This window comes from Acinetobacter sp. ANC 4805, assembly GCF_022549495.1.
Lineage (GTDB): Bacteria > Pseudomonadota > Gammaproteobacteria > Pseudomonadales > Moraxellaceae > Acinetobacter.
Genome location: NZ_JAKZGD010000010.1, coordinates 21,801 through 34,018 on the forward strand (window position 1 = coordinate 21,801; position 12,218 = coordinate 34,018).

The window sequence follows — 12,218 nt, forward strand, 5'->3', positions numbered from 1 at the left end:
CTACACTTTTGCTCATAATTTGTATGGATTCATCTCAAGAGCATTGCACTCTGATAAATTAGCAGTTAAAACAAACAAGTCTTGCCACAACAACAAATTAGGACATATTCCATGAGCCAATCGGTTTATCACATTCCAGTTAAAGACATCAAAGGTCAAGAGCTTGATCTTGATCAATACCAAGGTAAGGTCTTACTTATTGTTAACGTTGCCTCAAAATGTGGTTTAACACCACAGTACGAAGGTTTAGAAAAACTATACCAAGCGAAAAAAGATCAAGGCTTGGAGATTTTAGGCTTCCCTGCGAATAACTTCTTAGAACAAGAACCGGGGACAAACGATGAAATCGAACAATTCTGTTCTCTCAACTATGACGTCCACTTTCCTTTATTTGCAAAAATCTCTGTTGCAGGTGACGACAAGCACCCTCTATATCAAACGCTAACACAAGCAATTCCAGAACGTCTTGGGGAAGGTCCTTGGTGGAAAGACCTCGTTGATTATGGTTTAACACCAAACAACCCACCTGAAGTCTTGTGGAATTTTGAAAAATTCTTAGTCAATAAGAATGGTGAAATTGTGGCACGCTTTGCCCCTGATATCACCGCAGATGATGAGCGTATTGTAACTGCGATTGAAGCTGAACTAGCTAAATAACTCTTATAAGTGTATAGAAAAGAATAGTTTATCTATTCTTTTCTATACAGAATAATTATAATTTCATTCGAAAACCTAAATAATTCAATTAAAAGAGTATAAATCTTAGATGCTTGATTATATTTATATGCACAACCTGCCTATATATGTTTATGTTTTATACTTCATAACAGGCTTAACTTTAAGCTTGATCTCATTTAATATTGCGAATGAGCGTTTTGCAGTAAAAAAATTTCCTGTTTGGCTTGGAATTATGATGTCTATATTTATGAGCCTAGCACTGCTTTTCTGTGCAGTGATTAAAACTCATATTGGGCTATATTTACTGATGAATGCTGTTATACCTTATGTTTCTTTATGGCGAGCAAATAATTTAGTTTAATTAAATCATAATAAAATAAACTGCTTGGAAAAGACATGACATCTTTCTTATTTAATTTTTTTAGCTATCTAAACTTTTTCTTATCACTTCTATTTCTATTTATACGAAATAGAGGAATGACATTAATTTCACATTTTCTAATCTACTATTTAATATTTTCAGGTCTCTATTTATCACTCTTATTTTTATACCAATCTGCAAAAGTAAATTAGTTTAGTAAGAGGCGATGAGGTAATCCCCCGAAAAATAAAAGGATCTAAAAGTAGAATTTTCTCTTAAGATAGAAGCAGGAGAGGTAATCGCACCATGATTAAATATTTCAATGGAATGATTGCTTATTTTTCAAATGGTTTGTTGATGAATTGCAACAATCCCTTTTTTCTCCGTAATTTCTCATTATAGTGACGGTCTTCTCATAATCTGGTACCGTTCAGCCATGATGGAACACTTTTCTATCAAAGCCATTCTCTCAGTAACGACACTGATCACAGCATTAACACTCGTTGGCTGTAATCAAACCCTGCAAGAAAATGGGTACTCCGAACACACTACAGAATTTGAGCAATCCACACTTACTGCTACAAACCATACAGATATTGAAAGCATTACGCTTCAAGACCCTCAAGATTTGAGCAGTGGCAATATGCTTAACATCGCTCGTGATATCGCAAAGTTACAGCTTGAAACAGATGATTATGCTGCGCTGTTAAAACAATCACAAAATAGTCTTGAGCAAGCAATTCAAAATAAAAATACCCATCAACTACAACATGCTGCGGGTGATTTAAAGCAAGAATTACATGGGCTGCACGACACTTTGCTCTCACTTAATTTAAAAAGCCATGAAGTTGATCAAATCCGTCAAAGCCTACTCTCAGCGAATCAACAGTTATTAACCATGCCTCTTTTACATGGTCAAACAGATCTCAGCAAACTGGATTTTAACAAGATCGAAAAACAATTTAATACAATCCAAATGGATATGGTCAAAATTGCCAGTTTAGTACTCGACAATTCAGCAAACTCAGCAGCCTAATTGAATAAAATGTATTTCGTTTAAATCATACATCTACATAATCATACTTGGAATAGTATGATTTGACTGCATCGTATGATTATGGGGTTGTCGAGATAGATGTTCTAGCTGCACACCGTATCGGGTCATCTGTTTATATTTTTCGAGTTCGGCATTAATATGACGAACTCGCTGTTTTAACTCAACCGACATAAATTGATTCGACTGGGCGAGTGCAACCCAACCTGCTTGTACTTTTTGCTTCGGATTGTCATCCGCCAATTGTTTCTGCATCCATATATGCAACTGATAGGCACGTTGGTGAGCTTCGAATTTATAAGCAAATAAAGTAGTTGAAATGACAGCTTTAGAAATTCGCCCCATAAGCTTCATTTCAATTTGCCGCAATTGGTACGCATAAATATCAACACGATATTGTAATAAATTCTGATTAAACCACTCCGCAAAATCAATCAATAGATCCATAATTTGATTACGCTGCATCAACAACTGTTGCTTTTGCTGCAAAGGTTTACGTTGCTCTATCTTTTGTATTCGCCAAGTTCGATAAACTGCAAGACTCCCCACCACAAAAGCACCAATTGAGCCAGTTACAACACCACCAATGGCAGCACCAACCGCCAAACCATTCTTCATGGTTGAACTAGGCTGTGAATAAGGACGAACTTGTTTTCCCTGTGCTTGATTAAAGTTACGGTACACTGCAAAACCCGTATTCATCAAAGGAATCGGCAGATAGCCATCTACGCCAACTGGATATTTCAAACTCAATTGTGCCGTCCGTTGTACAGCCTCATGACTGAGTGCTAAATCTGCAAAAATTGAAGGATACTTTTCTTGCAAATGCGCTAATTCAATATTCACAATAATGGCAATATGCGGATGCTGCTGTGCAAATTTTTCAACTGCTTCACCATCTAGCGAACACTTCACCTGCATCGGCGTTCCATCCACAATCAGGTCAAAGCCCGATAAGTGTGAATGTTCAGCAAATTCAATCGTATGACCTTGTTGACTTAAGTTATAAGCGACTTGTTGTTTGGCTAAATAGGATGACAAATGTTGTAACGCTGCATCATGATCATAATCTGGCGCTGGGATTTGTTTTAAATTATAAAATGCATCTGGACTCGCTTGGGATGCTGCCACCAAAGCATCTAAAACCAAAGGGTTAATCTGTAGATAATTCCAAATAAAACCAAGACTATAATTCGCAGCATTTACACCACTGACCAATTTTAAATCCCGATTGGTTAAAATAGCCTTTAAAGCAGTATTGGCTAATTTATGGCGATCTAAATTCACAACAATTTCATGATTATTTAAAAGCTTAGGTGCTTTTTCGATGCTATTTTTATAGTAAGGAATAATAAAATCATTGGCGATTAACCAATCATTTAAAGAATAGCCGACCTGTTTTAAACGACGTTGTAAGCTAATAAAGTGAATTGTTGTATCTATTGAGTTCAATTGCATAGATTCAGGTAACATCAATGAAACAGCCCACTGTGTAAATTGCGTATGTTTCGCTTGTTGCTGAATCGGGTCTAACGCTGCTAAACGTTGCAAAGCTTCAATCACATCACTATTTTTTTGTTGATTTGATGAATGATTTCGATTTAATAAACAATAAATGAAGTCATAGTCAATATTTTCTAACTGCGTTGCCTGCTGTTTAACTACTCTCTGATAAATTTCAATGGCGGGCGACCAATCTTGTAATGCTTGATAAGCTTTGGCAAGCGCAAGCTGAATTGCAATTTCATCATATTGCTCATGGAGTTGTTTCAAGATACTGAGTTTTTGCGGGCTTTCTTTACATTTCTCTAAATGTGAAGTGACTTCATATAAGTCTTGTTGGTTTAAGCTTTGGTCAGCATATTGCAAACGGAATACCAAGCATTGTTCAAACCATGCAAACCGATGGGCATGTTGCTTATATTTAGGAATAAAAACGCGATCAATCAGTTCAATTAAACGTAATGAACATGTGATTTCTTCAGCATTATGATGTTGAAAATGCCATATTTTAGGTAAAGTAACCTGAAATAACTGAGAATACAAACCTGCTGTTAATTCTGGTTGAGCTAATGTCACAAGTTTCAGTTGATCTTTAACTGATAAATGATGCCCTTGTTGTTCAATGCGATCTAAACGCAACTTTAGAATATTGCTTGCTAACATACATTTCCCAATCGAATTTTATCAATATTCTTGTAAACTTTAGCGCAAGTAAATAAGGCTTTACATAACATCCACCTTATTTATCCAATCCTCATAGATTTGTCGACAATCTTTATCCTTAAATATATCCTTAATTCGAGCATCTCGCACATAGAACCAAATAAAAAACTTTAAGCAACCGAATTCTTGTATTTTCTTTTGTTTAAATTCATGGTCTGTCCCATATTGATAACGATACATATCTTTTTCTTCCACTAATCTTGTTGTTCCCTCAATAAACACCCAAGTTTCTTGTGGTTTCTTGTGGTTTCTTACGTTTTATTCTCATCGTATACATATCAATAGATCGCCAATAGTTTTCTCCTGTGCTTGCAGCTGAGTAACCATGAACCAAACTTATTCCCCCCAATCCCTGCCCATTTTGTTTAATAAAAATATTTTTAGCTTTTACTTTTTGAAATTGCTCTCTAAATAAATCAAGAGATAAAGCAATATCAAATCTTGGGCATATGTCTTCTACTAAATCATCATCATAACGATAATCAATAGATAATCCCCTGTTACTCCAATAAGGTAACATTCGATAAGGCTTTAATAATCGTGCAGAACATAAGTTACCCTCAATTTCGACACGTCCATCAATATAATAATAATTTTCATACTTCATTTTTCTTATCTCAAATTTAGCTATAAAAAAGCCACCTTTCGGTGGCTTTCTCAATCTTAAATCTGCAATTACATTGCGCGATTCTTGATTTTACGGATGGTTTCAAGCTGAGCCGCAGTTTCTGCAAGCGCAGCAAGAGCAGCAGCCGAGTCCAAATCACTCTTTTGATTTGCTAACAATTGTTCAGCTTGTTTACGAGCTTCCATAATTGCAGCTTCATCTAAGTTGTCAGCACGGATTGCAGTATCTGCAAGCACAGTCACAACATGAGGTTGAACTTCTAACACACCGCCTGATACATACACGATTTCTTCTGTACCATTTTCCAACTGAACACGGATCGGTCCCGGTTGGAGTAAGGTTACAAGTGGTGCATGCCCTGGTAAAATACCTAGCTCACCACCCGCACCTTTTGCGATTAACATCGTAACTTGTCCAGAGTAAATAGACTCTTTAACACTTACGACATCACATTGCATAGTCGCCATGAGATGATCTCCTTAAATTAGAGTTTCTCAGCTTTAGCAATCACTTCGTCAATACCACCAACCATATAGAACGCTTGTTCTGGGATGTGATCGTATTCACCAGCTAATAGACCTTTAAAGCCACGAATCGTTTCTTTAAGTGGTACTAATTTACCAGGAGCACCAGTAAACACTTCAGCTACGTGGAATGGTTGAGAGAAGAAACGTTGGATTTTACGCGCACGGTAAACAACCAATTTATCTTCTTCTGCTAACTCATCCATACCCAAGATTGCGATGATGTCTTTAAGCTCTTTATAACGCTGCAATACGTTCTGTACAGAACGTGCAATTTCATAATGCTCAGTACCAACAACCAATGGGTCTAACTGACGTGAAGTTGAGTCAAGTGGATCGATCGCTGGATAAATACCAGAAGATGCGATGTCACGGCTCAATACTACTGTTGCATCTAAGTGAGCAAACGTTGTTGCAGGTGATGGGTCAGTCAAGTCATCCGCAGGTACGTATACAGCTTGGATCGATGTGATCGAACCAGACTTAGTAGACGTAATACGCTCTTGAAGAACACCCATTTCTTCTGCAAGTGTCGGTTGGTAACCTACCGCAGATGGCATACGACCTAACAATGCTGATACTTCAGTACCCGCAAGTGTATAACGGTAGATGTTGTCGACGAATAATAATACGTCACGACCTTTACCATTTTCGTCTTTTTCATCACGGAAGTATTCAGCCATAGTCAAACCAGTTAACGCTACGCGTAAACGGTTACCTGGTGGCTCATTCATTTGACCGTAGACCATTGCTACTTTGTCAAGAACGTTAGAATCTTTCATTTCGTGATAGAAGTCGTTACCTTCACGAGTACGCTCACCAACACCAGCAAACACAGATAAACCTGAGTGTGCTTTCGCGATGTTGTTGATCAACTCCATCATGTTAACGGTTTTACCAACACCCGCACCACCGAATAAACCAACTTTACCACCTTTTGCAAACGGGCAAAGTAAGTCGATGACTTTAATACCTGTTTCTAAAAGATCAGTAGAAGCTGCTTGTTCAGCATAAGAAGGCGCTTGACGGTGAATTGGCAAACGCGCTTCAGTCGCTACAGGACCTGCTTCATCAATAGGGCGACCTAAAACGTCCATAATACGACCAAGCGTAGCTGGGCCAACTGGAACAGAAATCGGTGCATTTGTACTGGTTACATTAAGACCACGTTTAAGACCTTCTGTAGAACCCATTGCGATGGTACGAACAACACCATCGCCAAGCTGTTGCTGAACTTCTAATGTAGTTTCAGTACCGTCAACTTGGAGAGCGTCATAGATCTTAGGAACGCTATTGCGCTCAAACTCGACGTCGATAACCGCGCCGATGATCTGAATGATACGACCGCTACTCATTGCTGTCTCCTCAATTCAAACTTAATAATGTTAAACGGCAGCGGCACCGCCAACGATCTCGGAAATTTCCTGAGTAATCGCGGCTTGACGCAGCTTGTTGTAAATGAGTTGTAGGTCTTTAATCAATTGTCCTGCGTTGTCCGTCGCTGCTTTCATCGCGACCATACGAGCAGATTGCTCACATGCAACGTTTTCAATCACACCTTGATAAACCATAGACTCGATATAGCGAACCAACAAACCATTTAACAATTCTTCTGCTTCTGGTTCGTAGATATAGTCCCAACCATAAGTACGGTTGAGATCATCGCCTGCTTGCGCTGGTGCTAAAGGAACAAGTTGTTCTACTTTAGGCTGTTGAGTCATTGCATTGACGAAACCATTTGATACGAGATAGATACGATCTAATTCGCCTTTATCAAATGCATCAAGCATAACTTGTACAGAGCCAGTTAACTGTTCCAGACTCGGCGCATCGCCAAGTTGGGTCGTTGCACCAAGCACTTTACCGCCGTAATTCTTAAAAAACGAAACCGCTTTTTGACCAATCAAAGCAAATTCAACTTCAATTGACTGCTGTTGTTGTGCTTTGACATGCTGCACAACTTTCTTGAACAAGTTAATGTTCAAGCCACCCGCCAAGCCACGATCTGAAGACACTACGATATAGCCAACACGCTTAACTGGGCGGTCAACCATATAACGGTGTTTGTATTCAGGGTTTGCTTGAACTAAGTGAGCAATTACACGGCGCATATTATCGGCATACGGACGGCCCTGAGCCATGCGCTCTTGCGCACGACGCATTTTTGAAGCAGCTACCATTTGCATCGCGCGAGTAATCTTTTGCGTGCTCTTGATACTAGCTACTTTGGCGCGAATTTCTTTTAAATTTGCCATACGCTTAACCTAGTATTCGAAAGCCCTTTCGAGCTTTCGAAGGTTGATCCGTGAACCAAACTTAACTAAAGGTAAACTTAGTAAGTTTGAGTCGCTTTGAAGCTCTCAATACCTGATTTGATTGCTGCTTCGATGTCTTTGTTATAATCACCAGTTTCATCGATCTGTTGCATTAACGCAGCATATTCAGAACGGAAGTAAGAAATTAACGCAGTATCAAAATCTACGATTTTCTTCACTTCTACGTCAGCCATATAGCCTTCGTTAGATGCATATACAGAAACAGCTTGGTCAGCAATTGAGTAAGGAGCATATTGTTTTTGCTTCATTAACTCAGTTACACGTTGACCATGCTCAAGTTGCTTACGAGTTGCTTCATCAAGATCAGAAGCGAACTGAGCAAACGCAGCCAATTCACGGTATTGTGCTAAAGCAGTACGGATACCACCAGACAATTTTTTGATGATCTTAGTTTGAGCAGAACCACCAACACGCGATACAGAGATACCCGCGTTCACAGCAGGACGAATACCTGCGTTGAATAATGATGTTTCTAAGAAGATCTGACCGTCAGTAATCGAAATTACGTTGGTTGGTACGAATGCAGATACGTCACCCGCTTGAGTTTCAATAATCGGTAATGCAGTTAAAGAACCAGTTTGACCAGTTACTGCACCGTTAGTGAATTTCTCAACGTAATCAGCTGAAACGCGCGAAGCACGTTCAAGAAGACGCGAGTGAAGATAGAATACGTCACCTGGATACGCTTCACGACCTGGTGGACGACGTAATAACAATGAAATTTGACGGTAAGCAACAGCTTGCTTAGACAAATCATCATAAATAATTAACGCATCTTCACCGCGGTCACGGAAGTATTCACCCATTGTACAACCAGAGTACGGAGCTAAATACTGCATTGCTGCAGGATCAGCGGCCGCAGCTGCGACAACAGTTGTATACGCCATAGCGCCAGTTTCTTCTAGCTTACGTACAACGTTTGCAATTGTTGATTGTTTTTGACCAATCGCAACGTATACACATTTAATGCCAGAATGTTTCTGAGCGATGATCGCATCGATCGCCATTGCTGTTTTACCAGTTTGACGGTCACCAATAATCAACTCACGCTGACCACGACCTACAGGGATCATGGTATCAACTGATTTATAACCAGTTTGAACAGGTTCGTCGACAGACTGACGCCAAATTACACCTGGTGCTACTTTTTCAACAGCATCAGTTAATTTTGCATCAATTGGGCCTTTACCATCAATAGGATTACCCAAAGCATCTACGACACGGCCAAGAAGTTCAGGACCAACTGGAACTTCTAATACACGACCTGTACAACGAGCTTTTTGACCTTCTTGCAGGCTTAGGTAGTTACCTAAAACAACGGCACCCACTGAATCCTGTTCTAGGTTCAGTGCCATACCAAATAAGCCGCCGTCGAATTCGATCATTTCACCGTACATTGCATCCGCAAGACCGTGAATACGCACGATACCGTCAGATACCATGACGATGGTACCTTCATTCTTCGCGGTCGCGCTGGTGTCCAGATCGCCGATACGCTGTTTAATGAGCGCACTGATCTCGGATGGATTCAGTTGTTGCATTGCGCTATTCCTCAATCTTTTTTAAGTTCAGTCTTATTGCTATTACGCAAGAAGACGAGTCCGCATTTTTTCAAGCTTGTTAAGCGCAGAATCATCTATCACTTGGTCGCCTGCATGAATCACAACACCTGCGATCAACGCTGGATTAACGCTAACAGTCACATGAACAGTTCTGTTAAAACGTTTTTCAAGCGCATGAGCTAAAATATGCTCTTGTGTCGCATCAAGTGGAAAAGCAGATTCAATCTCTACTTCCAATGTGTTGTTGTTCTGCGATTTAAGTAATTCGTATTCTGCTGCAATTTCAGGCAATAAAACTAAGCGATCATTATCTGCAAGTAATGTCAAAAAATTAGACACAGCTTGAGATTGATCTTCACCTAAAACTTTCGCAAAAAGACTTACCTGCTCCGCAGGAGTCAACTCAGGGCGATTTAAATAAGCGGAAAATGCTTCATCTTGCACCGCAGCACTGAGCAGTTGTAATGCATTTGACCAAGAGTCAGTTGCATTTTGCTCAGATGCATAAGCAAATGCTGCCTTAGCGTATGGGCGTGCCAACGTCAAGAGTTCAGCCATATTTCGCCTCGCTTATAGTTTAGCAGCCAGCTGAGTCAGCATGGCATTATGAGCTTCTGCGTCAACTTGTTGGTTCAGAATTTTTTCTGCGCCAGCAACTGCCAAAGCAGCAACTTGTTGACGTAATTCTTCGCGAGCAGCATTGATGTCTTGATCAACAGTTTCTTTCGCCTGTTGACGAATACGCTCACCTTCAGCAGATGCTTGGGTACGCGCTTCTTCGACCAATTGTGCTGCACGACGGTTCGCTTGTTCGATCAATTGAGCCGCTTGTGCTTTTGCTGCGTCTAATTCTGCCTTAACTTGTGCTTGCGCATCAGCAAGGTCAGCTTTCGCTTTTTCAGCAGCATTTAAGCCATCAGCGATTTTACGCTGACGCTCACTAATCGCATTGATTAGTGGTGGCCAAACGAACTTCATACAAAATGCGACAAAAATCGCAAATGATATCGCCTGACCAATCAATGTGAGGTTGATATTCATTTCGCTATTCCTCAAATGGTGGATTTAGAAATGAAGCCAATTAACCTACAAATGGATTAGCGAAGATGAAGAACAAGCCAATACCAACACCGATCATAGGCACAGCATCAAGAAGACCCGCAATTAAGAACATACGAGTTTGAAGTTGTGGAGCCAATTCTGGTTGACGAGCAACAGCTTCTAAGAAGCGGCCACCTAAAAGACCGAAGCCAATCGCAGTACCTAAAGCACCAAAAGCGATCAAGATAGCAGATGCAATTGCAACTAGACCTAAAGTGAGTTCCATGAAAAATTCCTCAGAGGTTAGGTTATTACCAAATTAAACTAAAATTTAAGCCTAACTATCGGTTGATAATTAGGCAATACCATTAATGCTTTTCGCTTGCCATGCTCAAGTAAACGATGGTCAGCATCATAAAGATAAATGCTTGCAGCGTGATTACAAGAATGTGGAAGATAGCCCAAGGCACAGATAATGCCCACTGGATATAGAACGGTAATAATGCGATTAAGATGAAGATTAACTCACCTGCATACATGTTACCGAACAGTCGTAGAGCCAACGAAACTGGTCGAGCAAGAAAAGTTACTAATTCCAAAATTAAGTTCACTGGAATCAATAACGCTTTTGCAACTGGGTTACTTGGGTTGAATGGGTTAAGTGCCAATTCACCGACGAAACCGCCGATTCCTTTTTCACGAATACTATAGAACAAGATAAGAACAAATACAGACAATGACATACCAAGGGTAATGTTAGGATCTGTAGATGGAACAACCTTGAAATATACGTGGTGAGGATCCATACCAAATACGCTTGCACCAATCTGTTGAGCTAGGAATGGAATCCAGTCAACAGGAATCAAGTCCATTGTATTCATGAGGAAAATCCACACGAAGATGGTCAATGATAATGGAGCGATTAAACGCGATTTGCCGTGGAAAGTATCACGAACACTTGAGTCCACAAACTCGATAATCATTTCAATTGCAGATTGGAATTTAGTTGGAACGCCAGCATTTGCAGCTTTCGCAACTGTCCAAAATAACAAACAGAAAATAACACCAAGTCCGATAGACCAACCCATTGAATCCAAGTGAATTGCAGTGAACCCCATCGAATGAGCTTCTTCAGCAGTCTCAGCCAACTTCCATGATCCATCTGGCATTTTGCCATAGGTCATATTGGTCAAGTGATGCTTGATATACTCGGTCGAAGTCAGGGCATGTTCTTCAGCAGCCATAAATCACACCTGGTCAATGTCAATCATTAAAAAGAAGCGAAACAAATCATGCGAACTGCAATAATCTCATTCCTGCTTCCAAAAATCTCAAAATGTGTCTTACACTCGTTTTTTTAAACGTGATGCCCAAAAAGGTGCAACCCACGTCATTGCTTGAACAAGTATAAATCCACTAAACAACGCAACCGGTGACAAAGGTTTTACATTGCTTAAAATTAAAATAAAACCCACAATCACAATTGCAAACTTGCCGAGCATCCCTCGATACATATTGAGCATGACTTGTTTTGATGCTCTTGCGCCTGCCGTTCTAAACGACTGCCAAGCAAAATAACAATGTGCTAACCAACAGACCAAAGCCCCAAGTGCAGCACTCAAAGCAGCAGTTGTGTCTTTCATCATCCACGCAAGCAAAGCTGCAACTGGAATCATACACGCTTGTAAGAAGACCAAAGCTTTTGCTAATCGTCGGTCAATCATGCGACTAGTTTGGCTCATTTTTTATCCACTCACAACATAACTGCTTGACAAGTTTTATTGATGATCGTTTCGAATCGCAGGCAT

At 40.0% G+C, this 12,218-nt stretch carries 14 protein-coding genes; 3 read left to right on the plus strand and 11 right to left on the minus strand.

The features are described 5' to 3' along the window. The first annotated feature begins 111 nt into the window (after positions 1–111). From MMP60_RS13205 to MMP60_RS13215, 3 genes are all read left to right on the plus strand, one after another. Positions 112–657 carry a glutathione peroxidase gene (locus tag MMP60_RS13205; RefSeq protein WP_241336814.1) on the plus strand — a complete coding sequence of 182 codons (546 nt, stop codon included), beginning with the start codon at positions 112–114 and terminating at the stop codon, positions 655–657. Positions 658–766: 109 nt separating this feature from the next. Further along, a complete protein-coding gene (locus MMP60_RS13210) occupies positions 767–1,039 on the plus strand; it encodes a hypothetical protein (RefSeq protein WP_241336816.1) in 273 nt (90 codons plus the stop codon). 436 nt (positions 1,040–1,475) lie between these two features. Continuing rightward, positions 1,476–2,075: a hypothetical protein gene (locus MMP60_RS13215; RefSeq protein ID WP_241336818.1), complete on the plus strand. Its 600-nt coding sequence runs from the start codon at positions 1,476–1,478 to the stop codon at positions 2,073–2,075. 33 nt (positions 2,076–2,108) lie between these two features. Here the strand turns inward: MMP60_RS13215 and MMP60_RS13220 are convergent, their stop codons facing one another. From MMP60_RS13220 to MMP60_RS13270, 11 genes are all read right to left on the minus strand, one after another. Beyond that, complete coding sequence (locus MMP60_RS13220) at positions 2,109–4,259, minus strand: hypothetical protein (RefSeq protein ID WP_241336820.1); 2,151 nt, start codon at positions 4,257–4,259, stop codon at positions 2,109–2,111. A 271-nt stretch (positions 4,260–4,530) separates the two neighbouring features. Continuing rightward, positions 4,531–4,980, minus strand: coding sequence for a hypothetical protein (locus MMP60_RS13225; protein WP_241336822.1), 450 nt, complete (start codon positions 4,978–4,980; stop codon positions 4,531–4,533). A gap of 14 nt (positions 4,981–4,994) precedes the next feature. After that, on the minus strand, positions 4,995–5,414 hold the full coding sequence (locus MMP60_RS13230; RefSeq protein ID WP_004665198.1) for a F0F1 ATP synthase subunit epsilon: 420 nt from the start codon (positions 5,412–5,414) through the stop codon (positions 4,995–4,997). A 17-nt stretch (positions 5,415–5,431) separates the two neighbouring features. Beyond that, complete coding sequence (gene atpD, locus MMP60_RS13235) at positions 5,432–6,826, minus strand: F0F1 ATP synthase subunit beta (protein ID WP_004665200.1); 1,395 nt, start codon at positions 6,824–6,826, stop codon at positions 5,432–5,434. 30 nt (positions 6,827–6,856) lie between these two features. After that, a complete protein-coding gene (atpG, locus tag MMP60_RS13240) occupies positions 6,857–7,726 on the minus strand; it encodes a F0F1 ATP synthase subunit gamma (RefSeq protein WP_004665202.1) in 870 nt (289 codons plus the stop codon). 77 nt (positions 7,727–7,803) lie between these two features. Beyond that, positions 7,804–9,348, minus strand: coding sequence for a F0F1 ATP synthase subunit alpha (gene atpA / locus MMP60_RS13245; protein WP_241336824.1), 1,545 nt, complete (start codon positions 9,346–9,348; stop codon positions 7,804–7,806). A 42-nt stretch (positions 9,349–9,390) separates the two neighbouring features. Beyond that, positions 9,391–9,927, minus strand: a complete 537-nt coding sequence (locus tag MMP60_RS13250; protein WP_004665206.1) for a F0F1 ATP synthase subunit delta — start codon at positions 9,925–9,927, stop codon at positions 9,391–9,393. A 12-nt stretch (positions 9,928–9,939) separates the two neighbouring features. Then, a complete protein-coding gene (locus MMP60_RS13255) occupies positions 9,940–10,410 on the minus strand; it encodes a F0F1 ATP synthase subunit B (RefSeq protein WP_018678426.1) in 471 nt (156 codons plus the stop codon). 40 nt (positions 10,411–10,450) lie between these two features. Continuing rightward, complete coding sequence (gene atpE, locus MMP60_RS13260) at positions 10,451–10,696, minus strand: F0F1 ATP synthase subunit C (RefSeq protein ID WP_000424060.1); 246 nt, start codon at positions 10,694–10,696, stop codon at positions 10,451–10,453. An 82-nt stretch (positions 10,697–10,778) separates the two neighbouring features. Further along, the gene (atpB, locus tag MMP60_RS13265) at positions 10,779–11,654 is read right to left on the minus strand and encodes a F0F1 ATP synthase subunit A (protein WP_241336826.1); all 876 of its coding nucleotides are present in this window, start codon (positions 11,652–11,654) and stop codon (positions 10,779–10,781) included. A 99-nt stretch (positions 11,655–11,753) separates the two neighbouring features. Next, positions 11,754–12,152, minus strand: coding sequence for an ATP synthase subunit I (locus MMP60_RS13270; RefSeq protein ID WP_241336828.1), 399 nt, complete (start codon positions 12,150–12,152; stop codon positions 11,754–11,756). Between the last annotated feature and the right edge of the window lie 66 nt (positions 12,153–12,218).